Annotated in this window: 18 protein-coding genes and 1 tRNA gene; 9 read left to right on the top strand and 10 right to left on the bottom strand. The window is 56.5% G+C overall.

What is annotated here, in order from left to right; genetic code table 11:
* Positions 1-119: 119 nt before the first annotated feature.
* Complete coding sequence (locus RB602_RS04950) at positions 120-1,106, top strand: bile acid:sodium symporter family protein (RefSeq protein WP_317083506.1); 987 nt, start codon at positions 120-122, stop codon at positions 1,104-1,106.
* Between the two features lie 158 nt (positions 1,107-1,264).
* Here RB602_RS04950 and RB602_RS04945 read toward each other — a convergent pair whose 3' ends face one another.
* Both RB602_RS04945 and RB602_RS04940 read right to left on the bottom strand, forming a co-directional pair.
* Positions 1,265-3,790 (bottom strand): ABC transporter permease, encoded by a 2,526-nt coding sequence (locus RB602_RS04945; RefSeq protein ID WP_317083504.1) that lies wholly within the window; start codon positions 3,788-3,790, stop codon positions 1,265-1,267.
* Positions 3,787-4,542 carry an ABC transporter ATP-binding protein gene (locus tag RB602_RS04940; protein WP_317083502.1) on the bottom strand — a complete coding sequence of 252 codons (756 nt, stop codon included), beginning with the start codon at positions 4,540-4,542 and terminating at the stop codon, positions 3,787-3,789. The genes RB602_RS04945 and RB602_RS04940 overlap by 4 nt, the downstream gene beginning before the upstream one ends.
* Before the next feature lie 31 nt (positions 4,543-4,573).
* Between RB602_RS04940 and RB602_RS04935 the strand changes: the two genes are divergently transcribed.
* Together RB602_RS04935 and RB602_RS04930 are read left to right on the top strand one after the other, a co-directional pair.
* Positions 4,574-5,317 carry an arylesterase gene (locus RB602_RS04935; RefSeq protein ID WP_317083500.1) on the top strand — a complete coding sequence of 248 codons (744 nt, stop codon included), beginning with the start codon at positions 4,574-4,576 and terminating at the stop codon, positions 5,315-5,317.
* Between the two features lie 144 nt (positions 5,318-5,461).
* A complete protein-coding gene (locus RB602_RS04930; protein WP_317083498.1) occupies positions 5,462-8,644 on the top strand; it encodes an Eco57I restriction-modification methylase domain-containing protein in 3,183 nt (1,060 codons plus the stop codon).
* A 209-nt stretch (positions 8,645-8,853) separates the two neighbouring features.
* Here RB602_RS04930 and RB602_RS04925 read toward each other — a convergent pair whose 3' ends face one another.
* Positions 8,854-9,063, bottom strand: a complete 210-nt coding sequence (locus tag RB602_RS04925; protein ID WP_317083496.1) for a hypothetical protein — start codon at positions 9,061-9,063, stop codon at positions 8,854-8,856.
* Positions 9,064-9,204: 141 nt separating this feature from the next.
* Between RB602_RS04925 and RB602_RS04920 the strand changes: the two genes are divergently transcribed.
* The gene (locus tag RB602_RS04920; RefSeq protein ID WP_317083495.1) at positions 9,205-9,474 is read left to right on the top strand and encodes a hypothetical protein; all 270 of its coding nucleotides are present in this window, start codon (positions 9,205-9,207) and stop codon (positions 9,472-9,474) included.
* Positions 9,475-9,760: 286 nt separating this feature from the next.
* On the opposite strand, the gene recF is transcribed toward RB602_RS04920, so the two are convergent.
* Positions 9,761-10,846 (bottom strand): DNA replication/repair protein RecF, encoded by a 1,086-nt coding sequence (recF, locus tag RB602_RS04915; RefSeq protein WP_317083494.1) that lies wholly within the window; start codon positions 10,844-10,846, stop codon positions 9,761-9,763.
* A gap of 215 nt (positions 10,847-11,061) precedes the next feature.
* On the opposite strand from recF, the gene RB602_RS04910 reads away from it, so the two are divergent.
* The 3 genes from RB602_RS04910 to RB602_RS04900 all read left to right on the top strand — a co-directional run bounded on the left by RB602_RS04910 (position 11,062) and on the right by RB602_RS04900 (position 12,717).
* Positions 11,062-11,187, top strand: coding sequence for a hypothetical protein (locus tag RB602_RS04910; RefSeq protein WP_317083493.1), 126 nt, complete (start codon positions 11,062-11,064; stop codon positions 11,185-11,187).
* A 437-nt stretch (positions 11,188-11,624) separates the two neighbouring features.
* The gene (locus RB602_RS04905; protein ID WP_317083491.1) at positions 11,625-11,804 is read left to right on the top strand and encodes a PspC domain-containing protein; all 180 of its coding nucleotides are present in this window, start codon (positions 11,625-11,627) and stop codon (positions 11,802-11,804) included.
* A gap of 67 nt (positions 11,805-11,871) precedes the next feature.
* Positions 11,872-12,717, top strand: a complete 846-nt coding sequence (locus tag RB602_RS04900) for a TraB/GumN family protein (protein WP_317083490.1) — start codon at positions 11,872-11,874, stop codon at positions 12,715-12,717.
* On the opposite strand, the gene RB602_RS04895 is transcribed toward RB602_RS04900, so the two are convergent.
* The gene (locus RB602_RS04895; RefSeq protein ID WP_317083488.1) at positions 12,714-13,085 is read right to left on the bottom strand and encodes a hypothetical protein; all 372 of its coding nucleotides are present in this window, start codon (positions 13,083-13,085) and stop codon (positions 12,714-12,716) included. The genes RB602_RS04900 and RB602_RS04895 overlap by 4 nt on opposite strands.
* 29 nt (positions 13,086-13,114) lie before the next feature.
* Positions 13,115-13,975, bottom strand: a complete 861-nt coding sequence (locus tag RB602_RS04890) for a queuosine precursor transporter (protein WP_406568392.1) — start codon at positions 13,973-13,975, stop codon at positions 13,115-13,117.
* A 72-nt stretch (positions 13,976-14,047) separates the two neighbouring features.
* On the opposite strand from RB602_RS04890, the gene RB602_RS04885 reads away from it, so the two are divergent.
* Both RB602_RS04885 and RB602_RS04880 read left to right on the top strand, forming a co-directional pair.
* Positions 14,048-14,124 (top strand) — tRNA-Arg (locus RB602_RS04885).
* A gap of 19 nt (positions 14,125-14,143) precedes the next feature.
* Entirely contained in the window at positions 14,144-14,632 is a 489-nt protein-coding gene (locus RB602_RS04880; protein WP_317083486.1) for a GNAT family N-acetyltransferase, read from the top strand.
* Between the two features lie 46 nt (positions 14,633-14,678).
* On the opposite strand, the gene RB602_RS04875 is transcribed toward RB602_RS04880, so the two are convergent.
* From RB602_RS04875 to RB602_RS04860, 4 genes are all read right to left on the bottom strand, one after another.
* Positions 14,679-15,167 (bottom strand): GNAT family N-acetyltransferase, encoded by a 489-nt coding sequence (locus RB602_RS04875; RefSeq protein ID WP_317083485.1) that lies wholly within the window; start codon positions 15,165-15,167, stop codon positions 14,679-14,681.
* A 467-nt stretch (positions 15,168-15,634) separates the two neighbouring features.
* The gene (locus tag RB602_RS04870; protein WP_317083483.1) at positions 15,635-16,507 is read right to left on the bottom strand and encodes an S-methyl-5'-thioadenosine phosphorylase; all 873 of its coding nucleotides are present in this window, start codon (positions 16,505-16,507) and stop codon (positions 15,635-15,637) included.
* A complete protein-coding gene (locus RB602_RS04865) occupies positions 16,504-17,568 on the bottom strand; it encodes an SO2930 family diheme c-type cytochrome (RefSeq protein ID WP_317083481.1) in 1,065 nt (354 codons plus the stop codon). Before RB602_RS04865 ends, RB602_RS04870 begins: the two co-directional genes overlap by 4 nt.
* Positions 17,565-18,773 (bottom strand): parallel beta-helix domain-containing protein, encoded by a 1,209-nt coding sequence (locus tag RB602_RS04860; protein WP_317083480.1) that lies wholly within the window; start codon positions 18,771-18,773, stop codon positions 17,565-17,567. Before RB602_RS04860 ends, RB602_RS04865 begins: the two co-directional genes overlap by 4 nt.
* Positions 18,774-18,862: the final 89 nt, after the last annotated feature.

The following is an 18,862-nucleotide window of genomic DNA, read 5'->3' as shown; positions in this document are numbered from 1 at the left end:
CAACCCTCTCCCCGGCGGGGAGAGGGAGAAAAGATGCTCAAACCATTTAGTATCGAATCTACTAATCCAATCGATAGGAAATCATTGCGATAATGTCAGCGAAAATGCAGGAGGGCCCCATGAACTGGGCCGCGCTTATTCCTGACCGCTTTGTGATGGTGCTTTTCGGCACGATCATCTTTGCCAGCTTTGTGCCACTAAGGGGGCAAGCGGCGGAGATTGGCAGCACCGTCTCAGCAGCGGCGATCTTTCTGCTGTTCCTGCTGCATGGCCTGCGGTTACCGCGCGCAGAAGTGGTGCAGGCGATCCGCGATTGGCGGCTGCAAGCCATTATCGCATTGTTTGTCTTTGCGTTTATGCCTTTGGTTGGGCTCAGCGCTTCGTGGACTATGCAGGGACAATTGCCCGCCGGACTGGTTACCGGTCTGATCTTTGTCGGCCTGCTGCCCAGCACAGTGCAATCGGCGATCAGCTATTCCTCGCTTGCCGGCGGCAATATCGCCGCCTCGGTTGTCGCTTCGGCATTGCTTAATCTGGCGGCGATCATCATCACGCCGCTGCTGGTGATCTTGACCATAGGCCTTGGCAGTGGTGACAGCGGCGCAGCAAATGGTGGCGCGCTGGTCGGCAAGATCATGCTGATCCTGTTGCTGCCCTTTTGCCTCGGCCAGCTATTGCAGGGCTGGTTCGGTGCATGGGCGAAAGAGCGCAAGACGCTGCTCGGCTTTATGGACAAGAGCGCGATCGCCACTGCGGTTTATGTCGCCTTTAGTAGCGCCGTCGCGGGTGGGTTGTGGCAGACTGTCAGTGCCACGGAACTGGCGCTGTTGTGCGGCGTGGTCATGGTGATGTTGCTATTGGCCTTTGGCGGCAGTTGGCTGCTCGGCGGCGCGCTGAAATTGGCGCGCAAGGACCGCATATCGATGATGTTCTCCGGATCGCACAAAAGCATCGCCACCGGCGCGCCGATGGCGGCATTGATCTTTGCCGGACCCGAAGCCGGTATGGTGATCCTGCCAGCGTTGATCTATCATCAGATACAGCTGATTATCTCGGCACCATTGGCAAACCGGCTGCAACGGCCGGTTTTGCGGAGTGCGACATAACCCCTCCTCTTCAGAGGAGGGGCAGTGAGACTTAGTGAGCGAAGCGAGCTTAGTCGCAGCGGGGTGGTACTGCGGCACGTCTTGAATTCGCTAGCGCGAGCTCACCTGCGGTTCGCCACCACCCCAACCCCTCCTCTGAAGAGGAGGGGCTTAAATCCTTACAAATGCCGCAATGCTTGCGCAGGTTTGGCCGATAGCACAGGCAGCGCGCCGACCAAGCCGACCACCAACGTCAGCAATGCACCGCCGCCCAATGTCAGCAGCACAATCGTCCAGTCAGGCGCAAACCCGAACTGGAAAATCTGCGTCATCACATACCATGAAGCGGCATAGCCCAGCGCCAGCGCGACCAGCGCCAACAGCAGTGCCAACAGGCCATATTCCATCGCCTGCACCAGCAATATCTGCCGCCGCGTCGCGCCCAGCGTTTTGAGGATAACGCTGTCATAGGTGCGCGCCTGCCGTGATGCGGCTATCGCGCCGATCAGCACGGCCAGACCAGACAAAATGGTGATCGCTGCCGCTGCCGTAATCGCGGTCGCCATCTGGTTAAGCAAGGTCCGCACCTCGCCGATAATCTCGCTCACCGCTACAACCGTCGCCGAAGGAAACGCGCCCAGAATCGCATTGGAGGCCTGCTGCTCCTGCTCGACATTCCCGGCATCGGACAGGCTGACACTGGCGGCCAGATTATGCGGCGCATCGCGCAGCGTGTTGGGTGAAAACACCATCAGATAGTTGAACCCGAGACTCTGCCAGTTAATCTGACGCAGCGATGTTATCGTCGCGGTAATCTCGCGCCCCAAAAAGCTGACCGTCAGCGTATCGCCAATCTCAAGGTCAAGCACCTGCGCCATCTCGGCGTCAATCGAGACCTGGGGCGGGCCATTATAGAGCAGCGGCCACCATTGTCCTTCCACCAGCTCGCTGCCTTCGGGAACAGTGGCCGCGTAAGTCAGCGCCCGGTCGCCGCGCAGCATCCATGCGCCTTCGGGCAATTCCTCCAGATCGGCGACGCGGGTATCACCATAGCCGGTGATCGAGCCACGCATGGTCGGTACGGTGGCGACTTCCGCATCCGGGTCGATCTCGGCAATGCTGGCGCGCAGCTGCTTCTCCTGATCCACCGGTATGTCGATAGCGAACAGGCTGGGTGCGCGTTCAGGTACCGAGCGGGTAATCTCGCCGGTCAGGCTGGTCTGGATCGCCGCGAGAATGACGAACAGTGTAAGCCCCAGTCCCAAAGCTACAACCAGCGCACCGGTCTGGGCGCCGGGGCGGTGAAGCCCGGCAACCGCCAGCCGCACCAGAGGTTGGCGCGGGCGCGGCAGGCGCGAGGCTGTCCAGCGGATCGCTCCGCCGAGCAGCGCCAGCAGGAACAAGACGCCAAGCGAAGCGCCAAGGAAACCCGCCGAGAACCATGGCTCGCGCGCCGTGACCATCGCCAGGGTGACAATCGCGCCGAACGCAATCGAGACAAGGATCAGCGTCAACCGATCAATCCGCGCATTACGCTCCACCATATCGCGGAACAGCCCGGCAGCAGGGACATAGCGCGCCTGTGCCAGGGGCGGCAGTGCGAAGATAATCGCGATCAATATACCGTAAAGCGCGGCGGCGAGCAGCGGGATCGGATGGATGCTGATCCCCGGCTGCACCGGCAGCACATCGCCCAAAGCTGCGATAATCAGCGGTGGCATCATCGCGCCCAATATCAGCCCGGTAACAATCGCCAGCGCCGCCACCGCCGCCAGTTGCAGCAGGTAGATGCGGGCAATGTCACTGGTCTCAGCGCCCAGGACCTTAAAGGTCGCGATGCTGCTGCGCTTGCCCGAAAGATAGGAGGAGACGCCATTGCCAACCCCAATCCCGGCAACAATCAGTGCAGTCAGGCCGACCAATCCAAGAAACTGGCCCAGCCGCTCAATAAAGCGGGTCGTGCCCGGCGCGCCCTCTTCGCGGTCTTTGACTTCCCAGCCGGCGGTCGGGAAACGCTCCTGCAGGCTGTCTGCCAGTTCTGCAGGATTGGCGCCTGCCGAAGTTTTGATGCGGTATTTGGTCTCATACAAGCTACCGGGCTGGACCAGCCCGGTGCGCTCCAGGCCTTCGAGCGAGACCAAAGCCACCGGCCCCAGGGTGAAGCCCTCACCGATCCGATCGGGCTCTTCGAGAATCTCGGCGGTAATGGTGAATTGCGCCGTGCCGAATTGCACCGTGTCACCGACCTTCATTTGCAGCCGCTCTAACAGTGCTGGGGCAACCACAACCGACTGCGCATCCAGCGGCGTATCCAGCCTGCCGCCACCGGCAAAGGTCAGATCACCATAATGCGGATAAACGGCATCAACACCTTTCAGCTCAACCAGCACCCGCGACGGATCGGGGCCATTGGCAACCCGCCGCGCCATGGCGCGCATGCGGTTAGTCTCTGATACCGTGCCGACTTCGGCAAAGGCGGCGCGTTCTTCCTCGGTCGCTTCGCGCTGTGACAGAGCGATCTCGATATCGCCGCCCAATATCTCCTGCCCGCGCTCGCTAATCTCGCTGGTGATCGAACTGGTCAGGCTGCCAATCGTCGCCAGCGTCGCGACGCCGAGAAACAGGCAGATAAACAACAGCCGCAGCCCGCGAAAACGGCCATTGAGGTCTCGCCGGGCAATCGCCCAGATCTGGCTCCAGCTCATGCTGCGTCCTGCCCCGCCACAGCTTCGGTCATGCCCTCACGGATGCCGGTATCCTCGACAATGCGGCCATCGCCCATGGTGATAATCCGCCCGCAGCGCTCAGCAAGACCGCGGTCATGGGTGATGATCACCAGGGTCGCGGCGCTATGGCGGTGGCGCTCGAACAATATGTCGATAATCTCGCTGCCGGTCTCGCCATCGAGATTGCCCGTCGGCTCATCGGCGAAAAGAATATCCGGCTGACCGACAATCGCGCGGGCAATCGCCACACGCTGTTGCTCGCCGCCGGAAAGCTGCGCCGGATAATGGCCGAGGCGATGGCCCAGCCCGACCTTCTCCAGCGCATCCTGCGCCCGGTCGCGAATATCATCGCCGGAGTCCAGCTCCAACGGCACCATGACATTTTCCATCGCAGTCATGGTCGGTAAAAGGTGGAACGCCTGCAATATGATCCCGATGGTCCCGCGCCGCGCCCGCGCCAGACCGTCCTCATCCATATTGGCAATCGGTGTGCCGCTGACGATAATCTCGCCCGATGTCGGCTTTTCCAGGCCGGTCAGCAGCGCCATCATCGAGGATTTGCCCGAACCCGATGGCCCGAGAATAGCAACGCTCTCGCCCTTGGTGATACTAAGGTCAATGCCCTTCAATATCTCCACCGGCGCATCGGCCGCGCCCAAAGTCAGCGTGACATTGCGCGCCTCGAGCACTATTTCGGCAGCATGAGAAGTCTGGTCGGAAGATCGGGCCATTTAGAGAGATGCTTTCAGATAAGGACAAGAAATGAAAAGTAGCACTTTGAAACCATATAGCGTTCCTCTGCTGCTATGCCAGCTATCGCTGCTATTGCTCTCGGCCTGTGGTCCATCTGCTTCGACAAATGACAGCGCCAACCGCCCCGGCGCGTCAGCAGAAGACGCCAGCACCAGCGGCAAACCGCTCACCGGCCCGCAATCGCCCGAAGCCGCAGATACGCTGATCCTCGCATTGGGCGACAGCCTTTATGCCGGTTACAACCTTGATCGCGGCGAAGGGTTCCCCGAGGAATTGCAAAATGCGCTGGTCGCCGATGGCATGAATGTGTTTGTCGTCAATGCCGGCGTCTCGGGCGACACCAGCGCCGCCGGGCGGCAGCGGCTCGACTATGCGCTGGAAGGCCTGCCGCGCAATCCCGATCTGGTGGTGCTGGGCCTTGGCGGCAATGACATGCTACGCGGCATAGAGCCTGAACAAACCCGCGCCAATCTCGACGCGATGCTGAAAACGCTGAGCGACCGCAAGATCAAGGTGGTGCTGACCGGCATGCTCGCCGCCCCCAATCTCGGGCCGGAATATGCCGATGCGTTCAACCCGATCTTCCCCGACCTCGCCAAACAATATGATGCGGCGCTGTATCCCTTCTTTCTCGACGGCGTGGTGACCGATTCTGAGCTCATGCTGGAAGATGGTATCCATCCCAATGCGGAAGGCGTTGATCTGGTGGTCGAGAAGATCGCGCCGGTTGTGACGGGGGCGTTGGCGGAGTGACGCGCAGCTTTACACAGAGTTAGCTAAGGCGTTACCAAGGTTTACGTCGATACTGTCTCTGCCTAACCAAATCCATTCCATGGCCAAAGAATTGGAACCGCGCGCATAATGCAGCTCTTCAATCAAAAAACGGTTTCCAGACATGTGGAAAGAGCCGCACCCGCCGATGAGAGCAAGCTGGAAATCCTGCGACAATGGGCCGCGACAATCGAAGATGGCTCGATCAATGACCTGAAGGAAACCGCGCTGCATGGCAGCTTCAAACAGCGCATAGTCTGTGATGTGCTGGGCTATACCGATTTCAATGAAAGCGGCGAATGGAGCGTGGACGTTGAGACCAATATCGGCGCTGGCTCGGTTGATCTTGCGCTCGGCCATTTCACCGCCGAGGCCAAGGATATCATTGCCCCGTTTGAGCTGAAAGGCGCCAAGACCAAAAACCTCGACGCGATCATGCCGGGCCGGGCGAAAAGTCCCGTCGATCAGGCATGGGAATATGCCAGCAACAATGTCGGCAGCAAATGGGTACTGGTGTCCAACTATCTGGAAATCAGGCTCTACAGCTATGCCGATGGCAGACAGTTTCACGAAACATTCGATCTGGCCAAACTGCACCAGCCACAGGAGTATAAGCGCTTCATGCTGCTGCTCTCCGCGGACAGCTTGTTGTCCGGCGGCAGCGCGCAATTGCTCGAAGAAAGCCGCGCCGAAGACCGCGACATCACCAATGCGCTCTATTCCGATTATAAAGAACTGCGCGCCAATCTGATCGGTGCGGTGCAACAGGCCAAGCCGGACATTGACCCGCTCGAAGCGATCAGCGTCGGCCAAACCATATTGGACCGGGTGCTGTTTATCGCCTTTGCAGAAGATAACGGCCTGCTGCCCGATAACAGCCTATTAAAGGCGTTTGCGCATAATGACCCCTATAATCCGCGCCCTGTCTGGGAGAATTTCAGGGGGTTGTTTGCCGCCATTGACCAGGGGTCAGAGCAGCTCAACATTCCGCGCTATAATGGCGGCCTGTTTGTCCGCGATCCGGTGATCCGCTCGCTCGCAATACCCGATCATATCTGCGAGGGGTTCAAGCGGCTGGCGGAATATGACTTTGCCAGCGAAGTACCGGTCACCATCCTCGGCAGGATTTTCGAACAATCGATTTCCGATATTGAGACACTGCAGAAACAGGCGCGCGGTGAAGCGGTTGCGGAGAAAAAGAGCAAAGGCACCAGCGGCCGGCAAAAGCGCGATGGCGTCGTCTATACTCCGGATTATATCGCGCGGTTCATTGTCGAACAGACATTGGGCACCCATTGCCGCGAGATATTTGACGGCATTCTGGCCGAATATGCCGCCAAGGGCGCGGGGGCCGATGATGAAGAGATCAAGTGGAAGCGCAAGGGTGCAGAGAAAGAAGCATGGGCCGCCTATCGTGAGCGGCTGACATCTTTGCGCATTGTTGACCCGGCCTGCGGCTCTGGCGTGTTTCTGGTGATTGCTTTTGACTGGATGAAGGCCGAGCTGGAACGGGTGAATGAGCGTTTGGCCAGTCTGGATGGCGCCCATGCCGGTGATCTGTTTGATCCGGACAGTGAAATTCTCACCAACAATCTGTTTGGCGTCGATGTGAACCATGAAAGTGTCGAGATTGCCAAGCTGAGCCTGTGGATCAAAACCGCGCGGCGCGGCAAGGTGCTGGACAGTCTGGACGGCAATCTGCGCGTCGGCGACAGCCTGATCGAAGACAGCTCCTATGCCTATCGTGAAGAGGGCTTTGTCTGGAAGGAAGCCTTTCCGGATGTTTTTGCCCAAGGCGGCTTTGATATTGTCCTCGGCAATCCGCCCTATGTGCGCCAGGAATTGCTCAAAGCGCTAAAACCCTATCTAAAAAGCCGCTTTGCCGTCTATCATGGGGTGGCAGACCTTTACGCCTATTTCTTTGAGCGCGGCCTGCGCCTGCTGAAACCGGGTGGGCGGCTCGGCTATATCAGCTCTGCGACTTTCTTTAAGACAGCTTACGGCAAACCGTTGCGCGAATTTTTGCGCACACAGGCGACGTTGGAGACCATTGTTGATTTTGGCGACAATCAGATATTTGAAGGGGTGACGACGTATCCGGCAATCCTGACCATGCGCGCGGGCGCGCCGGAGCCGGATCACCACCTACAATTCTGGAACATAGAGGCTTTACCCAAGGGCAGTTTTGATGACGGCTATAGAGCCGCCAAAGCACCCTATCCGCAAAGCACATTGCCGGGTGCGTCATGGCAATTGGAAGCGCCGGAATTGCGCGCGCTCAGGACCAAGATTGTTCAAGGCCGCAAAACGCTGAAAGAGGTTTATGGATCGCCGCTTTATGGCATTAAGACCGGGCGTAATGAGGCGTTTGTAATCGACCGCGCAACGCGTGACAGGCTGGTTGCTGAAGACCCGAAATCGGCAGAGGTTTTGAAGCCATGGCTTGAAGGCAAAGACATTAAGAGATGGCGTGCAGAAAGTCGCGATTTATGGCTAATCCTTTTTGAACGCGGCTGGACAAATGAGACTTTCGGTACTGCGGATGAGGATCTGCAATGGGAGCGATTGCAAGCGCATTACCCAGCCATTGCAGCTTGGCTGGAACCTCATGCCCAAGCCTGCCGGAAACGTACCGACAAAGGGGAGTTCTGGTGGGAGCTAAGAGCCTGTTCCTATTATCAGCAGATTGAAGCCCCAAAGATCATTTATGGAGAGTTTTCATCTACTAATCTTTTCCATGCCTCAGCAGAAACATACTTCAATAACAAATGCTATTTCATAGCCTCTGACAGCTCTGCCTTACTTGCATACTTAAACTCTCGAGTATTCTGGACCTTCGCCCTATCGCAAGGCGTTGCAGTCCGAGGTGGGTTTGTTCAGATGCACTCCCAGTTTATGGAACAGACTCCATTACCCCTCACTACCGCTGAAGCCGAAACCGCCCTCGGCAAACTCGCAGAAGCCGCGCAAAATGCCGCCGAAGAGCGCTACCGGCTCGAACAATCCATCACCCGGCGTATCCCCGATCTTGCTGATGATCCCGCCGCTGCCAAGCTCTCCACCAGGCTGAAACAATGGTGGCTGTTGCCCGACTTTGCCGCTTTCCAGAAAGAGGTGAAGAAAACACTGAAAGCCGACATTCCGCTGAAAGAGCGCAGCGAATGGGAGGACTGGATTAGTCAGACCCGATCCGAAATCACCGCCCTCACCGCAGAAATCACGCGGCTGGAAGCGGAAATCAACACACAGGTCTACGCCCTGTTCGACCTGACACAAGATGAAATTGCCCTGTTGGAGGCCAATATCTAGGCCCAAGATGCACCACCCCATGTCCTACACGCAGGCCAAGTGCTATACTTTTATCGGTTCTTTCTCAGCCTCTGCTCTGCCCAAGACCCAACCACCGCTCAAACACCTGTTGGATATATCCAACGCAAGCACCTATTTCTGCGCCGTTTGAGCGGAACCTTTGTAACCTTCGTCAAGCGCGCTTGACAGTTGGGCGGCGTAGCAAGCGCTTATTTGCTATCCAGCATTGCAACCACAATCGCCGCCGCTACGCCGAGGCCAAAGCCGATCAGCAGGCCAATCACCGGCTCGCCGAACAGCGCACCGCCTGCGATGGCGCCGCCCATTGTACCCAGCGCGATAAACACGCCGCCAGCGGCAGTGGGGCGCTTTTGCGGCGTTTGGGGCGAAGCGGGTTCGAGGTCTGTGTTGTCGCTCATGCTGCTGAGGTGGCGATGTTTGCGATCAATGTCCAGCGCGATTGCGGATAACGCGGCATTTACCAATTATGTGAAAGCAATATCCACCGCGCCCGACTATTGCGCGTCCTGACTTTCCTCTCCCCCAAAAAGGCCGCCCATATGCACCAGATCAACAGCCCCGCCTGCCCCCTTCCCCATAATGCGCGGTTCGGGGGCGGTGTGACGGTTACGGTCTCTACAAGCCGCAGCGCCTGTGATGAGGCGATGAATATGATTGACCTGCTGGGCGATGCCGCGGCTGAGCAGGCCGAACGCAATGCCAACAATGCCCGCAACAAAGGCAACCATATCCATTTCTGCCATTGGCGCGATGTCCGCCGGATGGTGGCGCAACTGCAATGCGGATGCGTCTCGGGTGCTATTAACTAGGCTGCTTTTCACTTAGCCTGAAACACGTCATTGCGAGCGTAGCGAAGCAATCCAGAGCAACACGCACCTGCTCTGGATTGCCGCGTCGCTTCGCTCCTCGCAATGACGATTAAATGTAAATGAAATCGACTCTAGGGCTTTCATGCCATACCTGCTCCATCATGCAGCACCCCGTTGGTGTCGAGCGTAGTCGAGACACGGCTTTCCACTTGCCAGGGCCTCTCGACTTCGCTCGAGGCGAACGGTGCAAGCAGAATTATGGAAAATCCGAAGAAAGCCTAAGTGCTTATTCGCCCTCAACTGCGCCGTCCGTGACACGGAAGAAGCGGCAATCGCGGGTGATGGCGCTGAACAGCTCACGGTCGGTGCCGGTCATCCAGATCTGCGCCGGCCGCGCGGCGAGCTGCTCATAGAGCGCGGTCCGGCGGCGGGCATCAATATGCGCAGCAATCTCGTCTAGCAAGACAATAGCGGGCACATTGGCTCGAGTTTCGGCGACCAGATCGCTATGGGTTAGCATCAGCGCGATCAGCATCGCCTTTTGCTCCCCGGTGGAGCATTGGCTGGCCGCAGCACCGGTCTGGCGCATGGTGACCACCAGATCATCACCATGCGGCCCGGCCAAAGTGCGCCCAGCAGCCTGATCGCGATTGCGGCCTGACTTCCATGCGGTGATTAGGTCATCTGACGCATCCAGATTGCGTGCCAGTGCCAGTGCAGGCTTGGCGAAGATGCCGGTTTCCGAGGCATCGAGAAAGCCGTCTAACTGGTCAATCATCGCCGCGCGCGCCGCGATAATCGCTTCGGCATGGCTCGCCATGCGGGTTTCCAGCGCATCGAGCCAAAGCGGATCCGTCGGCTCTTCGGCCGCCAAAAGCCGATTGCGCTCCCGCATCGCGCTTTCATATTGTTGGCAATGATGCGCATGGGCAGGCCGCACCGCCGCGACCATACGGTCAAAATAGCGGCGGCGAGTACCTACGGTATCGACGAACAGCCGGTCCTGCGCCGGGGTGAGCCAGCTGATCGCGAGCACATTGAGGAAATCGCCATGGCTGGCCGACTGGCCATTGATCCGGACGAGGCGTCGCGAAGGCTGGTTAGGCTTTACCCCGGTGCCCAGGCTGGTCTGGCCGGTCGCATCGTTTAACCGTGCGGCAATGGCAAAGCCACCCGCTCCATCCTGGCGCACCATCTGCGCCGGCGGCGCAGCGCGCAAACCCCGACCCGGTGCAAATAACGACAGGGCTTCCAATATATTGGTCTTGCCCGCGCCATTCTCCCCGGTGAGCACAACCATCTTCGCCAGGTCGTCGAGGCGGCTCTCTTTGTGATTACGAAAATCGGTCAGCGTCAGGCTGGAAATGCTCATGGTCGGACGGCTTTAGGACAAAGCGCGTGGAGCGGACAGTGTCTTTTCTTTCAGCGCCATTCATTTGGCATTCATGAAATCCTAATGTTCGGGAAATTTTCCCAATATATAGGATTTTACATTGACGGCGCACTTGCCGGGATTACTCAAAGTATTGTTCTATATAGGTTTTATAAAACTGGCACGCCTAATGCTTAGTAAGGGACAACCGGGAAATGGTTCTCGGAGATACTGACCAGATAAAGGAATACACAATGACCATCGATTTTTCACAAGCCGCTTTCGTTTCGATCATCACCGGCGTTGCTGCCCTGTTCGTTTCGTTCGCTACCGTCATCTAATCACCATCAAGACCAGAAGGAATAAATCATGAGCCCGATCGTTTCAAATACCGCATTCATTTCCGTTACCGCCAGCATCGTTGCCCTGTTCGCATCATTCGCTGCCGCAATCTGAACCACTAACCAACCTGCCCATTCAAGGAGTTAAGATAATGAGCCCCGTAGTTTCCCAGGCCGCATTTGTTTCTGTCGCAGCCAGCATAGTCGCCGTATTCGCTTCTTTCGCCGCTGTTGTCTGAAACGCGTTTCATCAACCCGTTCAACTCTAGACAGGAAAGGAGATAGCATCATGACAACCGACGTAACCAACATCGCATTCACCGCGCTGGTAAGCTTCGTTGTTTTCACAACGGCACTGTTCGCAGCCACCCTCTAACCCTCGACGACTGGTTCTAAAATAGCCATAAATTATCAACCGCATTAGCAAGGACATTGAAATGAAAAACAAATTCCGCCTCGACAAGCAGAATGCCAAATTGATGGGTGTCTGCGGCGGCATTGCAAACTGGGCCGAGATTGATGTCAATATCATCCGCATCCTCTGGGTTCTCGCCGCACTATTCGGTGTTGGATCTCCAATATTGATTTACCTGATCATCGGCCTTGTGGCAGAATAAGGCGACCGATCACAGACTTGCCAAGGGGCGCGTCAGCTGATCGGTTGCTGCCACAAGAGCCCGATACATGACGCCAAAGGTCAACATTTCCGTCCCCTATCGCACCATGATGCGATTATTTGCGGCGCTGATAATCTCCCTGACCATCAGCGCCTGCCAGGCCGAACCAAACGGCCACACCTCATCCCAAGCATCCCCCGGCGTCCCTGCCGACAAACGCGATGGCAAAACCGAAGTCATTGTCATGGGCATGCTGCATAGCGGCCATCTGAGCTCGCGCACCTATCCGCTGAGCCGGATCGAAACCGCCATACGGACCATCAAGCCCGACACCGTGCTGACAGAGATTCCGCCCGACCGCATCGACGCAGCACTCGCTTCTTATCGCGAGACCGGCATGGTCACCGAAAAGCGCACCCGCGCCTTTCCTGAATATACCGAGGTCATTATCCCGCTTCAGGCGGAAATGGGGTTTACCGTCAAGGGCACCGCAGGGTGGACTCCTGAAATCGCCTCTAACCGCAGGTCCATGCTCGCAGCCATCGAGTCCGATCCTGAACGGTACAATCAATGGCGCCAATGGGAAAAGGCGCAGCAGAGTTTTCGCGAGTCTGTGAAACAAAGGGGCTCCGGCCCCGAATATATCCATTCGCCTGAATATGATGCAGCTATAGCGGCGCGCTTTGCACCCTATGTCCGCTATTTTGATACGGATCTAGGCACGGGAGGATGGGAGGCGATCAATAAGGCGCATTGGCACAATATCGCCTCTGAACTGAATGCCGTCTCAGGCGAAGAGCAGCGGGTACTGATCACCTATGGCGCGTTTCACAAATATCAAATTCTGCGCCGACTTGGCGAGCGCGATGATGTAATTGTCACCGATGCTTTATTGTTTTTTGACGATTCCTAAGCGTGATCAAAGTCATCAGTTGTCATCAGATACCAGGCGCGGGCCATAAGGAAGATCACCGCTGGTATTATCGAAGTGAAGACTAGGTCATGCCAGTTGTAGGACCAGCGGATCGCACTCCACCTATACTCCCAATGCGTTAACAATGCCCAGACATCCAGTATCTCGCCAGTCAGCGCCGCTGCAAAAACCGCCAGTAATGGCAACCAGCGATGCGGCCCGCGGCGCAACAACAGCATGGTTAGAACAAAGACGGCTAGACCAACACAGACATGCAACGAGTCCCTGTCTAACCCGGTTTCCGCCTCCATCCATTGCTTCCAAGCTTGAAACAAGTCCGGCTGGCCAGCCATAAGGGATGAAAACATAATAAAATCGCAACCCTTATGTGAAACCTTCAAACATCGGTGCTGAACGGCGTGAAGTCGGTATCAGCATCATAGACATCGACACCTTCAGCCTGCTTCAATTTGCCAACGACCCAATATGTCACCGGGGTCAATAGAGCTTCCCAAAGCACTTTCAAGCCCCAGTTGGTAACCATCACGGTCAGCACCGCGTCCGTATTCCAGATTCCCCAAAAGGCGACCGGATAGAAAATCAGGCTGTCAACGCCCTGCCCGACAATGGTTGAGCCGATTGTACGGGTCCATAGCGCCTTGCCCTGAGTCCATATCTTCATCCGCGCCATGACATAGCTGTTCACAAACTCACCCGCCCAGAATGCGGTGATCGAAGCCAGCACAATGCGCCACGTGCTGCCAAAAACAGACTCATAGGTCTGCTGACAGATCGCACCTGTCGGCCCTCCTGCCGGATCGGTAAGGGCCAAGCTACCGGGATCGCCATCAAAACCGCTGGCAAGGCATGACCAGCCGTCAAAGGCTGGTAAGCCGACTACGACCCAGCTCATAAAGGCGAGGAACAGCATCGCCGCGAAGCCGGTCCAGATAACCCGGCGCGCGCGGGCAAAGCCATATATCTCGGTCAGGACATCGCCGATGACATAGCCTAGAGGGAAGAACAAAATCCCCGCGCCGTAAATAAACACGCCATCCGGGGCAGGCCACCAGCCTTGCGGCCAAAAGGCGATGTCGACATAGGTCAGCTTGGCCGCGCCGATGATATTGGAAAGCAACAAGATGGCGACAAAGGCCGCCATAACAAAATCATAATAGCGGAACTGATGGCTGGCGAGCGCTGCGCCATCAATGCGCTCTTGTTGCATGGATTGCTGCCCGAAACTGCCGTGATTCATAAATGCGCCATATCCTAGTTTGCCTAAGGCGCAAACATGGCTATGAAGCGGCGCGATGCAATGGCATCACGCGCGCCCGTAGCTCATCTGGATAGAGCGCGAGACTTCTAATCTTGAGGCAGCAGGTTCGAGTCCTGCCGGGCGCGCCACGACCCGCCGGAAGACGTTATGACCGAGATATCGATTATCCCATACACACAAGATTATTGTGACAGGGTCATTGCGCTTGCGATCAGGTCATGGATGCCGGTATTTGGGAAGACCAGAGATGAGGTGCCGAGCCTTGTCTACGACAATTTCTACCCCGCTGGCTGGCAAATGCGCCAGGCCGCCGACATACGCGCGCTGTTGCATTCTGAACCGGAGAATTTCTGGCTGGCGCTGCACAGTGGGTCCCTAGCCGGTTTCCTGGGCATGCGCATGCATCCCGAAGACAATATGGGGGAGATCCACTTGATTGCAGTCGAACCAGAACTGCAGCGGCAATCAATCGGACGGCAGCTGATGGCCTTTGCAGAAGACCGGATCAGGTCGGCAGGAATGAAAATGGTAATGCTGGAGACTGTCGGGGATTCCGGCCACATGCCTGCACGGAAAACCTATGAAGCCATGGGCTATAAAACATGGCCAGTCGCGCGCTATTTCAAGAAGCTGTAGCGCTCGCCACCTGATTATCAGTGTCGAGATATCGGCGAAGACAAGATCAGAGTATCTTGAAGAAGCGCTCTACCGGCCATGGATCATAGCCCAAATTCTCGTAAATGCGTTTGGCTGGCGGCGCAAAATCCTGTGTTATTGTTTCGACGGTTACAATTTTCATGCCTTTGTTGCGTAGCACCGTCTCAACATGTGACAAAAGGCTCTGGCCTACACCTTTCCCTTGGTGAGCTGGGGATACGGTGAGCATAAACACTTCGCCTAGCGCATCGACGTTGTTCATGCGAACAGCGATAAACCCGACCACATCATCTGCTATGGAAGCAACCCATATCGCCTCGGGCTGGGCCTCAATGATTGCGAGCAGAGTATCTGTATTGCCAGGGTCTTCGTCATGAAGGTAGAATGGCTTGTAGATATTATCGAACACCTCTGCACGGGTGCCATCGTGCATGGCCTCTAATGACCGAAGCGTGATATCCGTCAGTGCAGCCGTAAAGCTTCGATCAAACTGTCTGATTTCCACCATTGCCATAGCTTTTAGCTATGGAATGACCCCGGCAAGATCAAGTGCATTTATAGTATAAAGCAGCAGATTTTACGTAAAACCGCGCAAAATCCCGCCGGTTTTGCGGTTATTTGATGATACTTTGTTACATAAATGCCTGAATGCCGAATCATTCAGACGCCAGAGAAGGTCTTTGTGCCGGGTATTATTTTCTCGAAATTGCTCCCGATGGCCTGAATATTGAGAGACGAAACCTCAATGTTTAGGTTTATTTACACATATGTTAATATATATTTGTAGCCCAAGAGATACAACACGAAGTCCGAATATAGCTTATGCACAAGCTTATTCCTGTGCTTCGCTCAATGCAGACCTGAAAATCAGCTAAGAGCATCTTTTCATCAGCCCGCTGTTTCCTCTCCAAACCCCTGAGGATTTTTACACTTCGCCAAACCCGAAATAATGCAGCAACGGCAGAATTGTTCCCAGAGAATTCAACCTTTTTTGTGGATGCGGCCCATCACCGCATCCAACTTGGCCAATAGAGCTGGGTCCCGGGCTTCTGGTGAAGTAATCAGCGCATAGTCAAGGCATGTATCGATAGGACTAGCATCGCGCTTGTCTGGCAAAGAGGCTGCCAGTGCTTGCAGCATGGCGCGCGCCTTGGTGGCGTTGGCGTTCATCTGGGCGATTACCGCTTCAACCTCGACTGGCGCTTCATGTTCGCGCCAGCAGTCATAGTCGGTGACCATGCCGACCAGTGCATAGGGCAGCTCCGCCTCGCGCGCCAGCTTGGCTTCGGGCATGGCGGTCATACCGATGACATCGGCGCCCCAGCTGCGATAGAGATGGCTCTCGGCACGTGATGAGAATTGCGGCCCTTCCATCGCCAGATAGGTTCCGCCTTTGGCAACATTGGCGCCCGCCTCTTCTGAGGCACCGGCTACCATATCGGACAGCCGCGGACACACTGGGTCGGCCATGGAGACATGCGCCACCATGCCGCTGGTGAAGAAAGTAGAGGCGCGCTGGCGGGTGCGGTCGATAAACTGATCGACAATCACGAATTGTCCGGGAGGCAATTCTTCTTGCAATGACCCGATCGCCGATATCGCGACAATATCGGTACAGCCAGCGCGCTTCAGGGCATCGATATTAGCCCGCGCATTGACTTCGGTTGGCGTGAGGCGGTGCCCTTTGCCATGGCGCGGTAGAAAGACGAAGCGATGCCCGGCCATTTCACCCATGACCAGCGGGGCTGATGGTTCGCCAAAGGGGCTTTCGACCGCGATTTCCTGCACATTTTCCAGGCCATCAACAGCGTAAAGCCCGGAGCCGCCAATGACCCCGATTGTCCATTCGCTCATAAACTGTCTTTCTTGTCGTCGCTCTGGCCTTCCAGGCTGGCAATCCATTCGCGCACCAGTGCTACGCCCTGGTCATCAATCAGACTACGGCCGAGCTCCGGCATAGCGATACCGGGATCAGTCGAGTCCATGCGATAGAGCATGATCGAGGCCTCTGGCTGGCCGGGATGGATGGCAAATTCACGATTGCCGCTGCCGCGTCCCGCAGCAACCGGGCGTTTGTACAAGCCAAGCGCCGTGTCATTGCTTTCCTGATATGTAAGATACAGACCTGAATTGCTCGCTGGCCCTTGACGATTGTGGCAATGGGCGCAGTTGATATCGAGATAGGCACGCGCCCGCTCGCCTATCGGCGCATCTTTGGTGTCAAAGCGCGGCATGATCGGATGATCGGGAAAGCGGTTCGGCAAAATGCCCGCTTCGCGCCAGGCGATAATCTGGTTGCTGCTATCGCTCGCACCATTGTTGAGATTGCGCAGCTTGGGTCCGATGGGAGTGACTTCACCGCCAAGGGCATGACACCCCTTGCACTGGTTCTTGTTCGGCACAGAATAGGTAAACATCTGCCGCGCGCCGTCGGGGCCAACAGGCGCCTCAATCTCTAATCGTCCGCCTGTGACCTTCAGCGTCGCATCCTGGCCATCCTCGTCCCAAATATAGGGCAAGGCAAGCCAGCCATTGGCGCGGTGGAGCAGCAGCCGTGTTTCAATCGGCTCAAACACGCCCGCTTCATTCTCATAGCCGAATGTCTTGATCAGTGCGCTGCCCACAGGAAGCTGCAAAAGCCCGTCACGTGAGGCAAAGCTAACCTCCTGCCCGGCAGGGACATACATAAAGCGCCGCTTCTCTGCCTTGTCAGAGAAAAGCGCTGCATTCAGGACATAAGGCTGCACCCCATCCGCTGGAACCTGTTCAGGCAGAACCGCGAAAAAACCATAATCAGAGAGCTTTTTCGGGAAGCCCTTTTCGGTAATCGCGGCATCCTGAACAGGGGCAAGCGCGGCCGGCGCAAAGGCACCGACCAGCAGTAGGGCAGAAACAGCAAGAAATGCGCGGATCATCTTTTGACAATCGCCTCCATAGCTTCAGGCATGACAACGGCAGGCACCGTCATATCGGCATTTGCATCGCCAAAGTCCGCCATGGCTGGCTGTGCCTCTGTCAGTGACTGGTCAGGCTTGGAAAGGTTCAGGCTAAGCGCGGGTGCGCTATCCTTCGAGACCACGCCCTCACCGGTGCCATCCCAGATGATCGGCGGCAAAGACCCGCCCATCGCCGCAGCCAGCAATGCGCCTTCGGGGAAACCCGGCTTATAGCCTGCCTTGCCATGGCTGTTATTTCCAACCCGGATGCGGTTGGCGAGCGGCTGATAATTGTCGTCCTCAAAAGGCTGCTGATAACCGACAATGATCACGTTAGCCGTACCATGATCTTCAAACACATTGCCAAAGACCTCGACATCACGATTGGCCATGATCATGACGCCCGAGCCTGCCGGTACGCTGGCGACAATATTGCCCTCAGGCGCGAAATTTGGCGTGTTGTTATCGCGCAATGTGTTGCCGAAAATCCGTACATCATGGCCGCCCTGTTGCGGCAGGTTGGGCAGGTCAAACACCAATATCCCGCCGGTGTTATTCTCTGTCAGATTGCCATAGACATCGGCATTGAAGCTGTTCTCAATCTCAATCCCGGCAACATTATAGGTCACATGATTGTTGCGCACGATGATATTGCGCGACTGGCCGACATAAATGCCCGCATCGGATGCGCCGGTAACCGTAGTCGCATCAACCAGCACATTTTCCGATTCCACCGGATAGATGCCATAGGCACCATTGGTTTCCTTTGGGCCCCCGCTCCATTCTACGGTGAGGCGATAATAGACGATATTATCGGCACCCTTGGATTTGATGCCATCGCCTTTGCTGTCGCGCACGGTGAAATCGCGCAGAACCACATTATCCGAGGTGACCAACAATCCCTCGCCGCTGCCTTGCTGGTTTGCAAAATCAAGGATCGTCTTATCGGCCCCGGCTCCGCGCACGGTGACATTGTCAACATCGAGCGACAGGCCATCAGTCAGCGCATAGGTGCCTTCTGCCAGCACAATTTCATCACCCGGTTCGGCGAGGATCATAGCTTCCTGCAGCTTCTCCTGCGCATCCGCTCCCGCGGCGATATTATGCGTCTCGGCAATGGCTGGCGCTGCGGTCAATGCCAGGGTTATGGCACCCAGCATAGCGACCCGATTTCCTTTTTTCATATATTGCATCCTCCCGGTGTAATCTCGGCTGTTTTATCGCCGAATGTCATGATAGTCTTCGCGCACTTTTCGCGCAGATGCAATGCTGT

This window comes from Parasphingorhabdus sp. SCSIO 66989 (assembly GCF_032852305.1).
GTDB lineage: Bacteria > Pseudomonadota > Alphaproteobacteria > Sphingomonadales > Sphingomonadaceae > Alterisphingorhabdus > Alterisphingorhabdus coralli.
The sequence above is the reverse complement of the archived record's forward strand: the minus strand, read 5'-3'. Positions and strand labels throughout refer to the sequence as shown.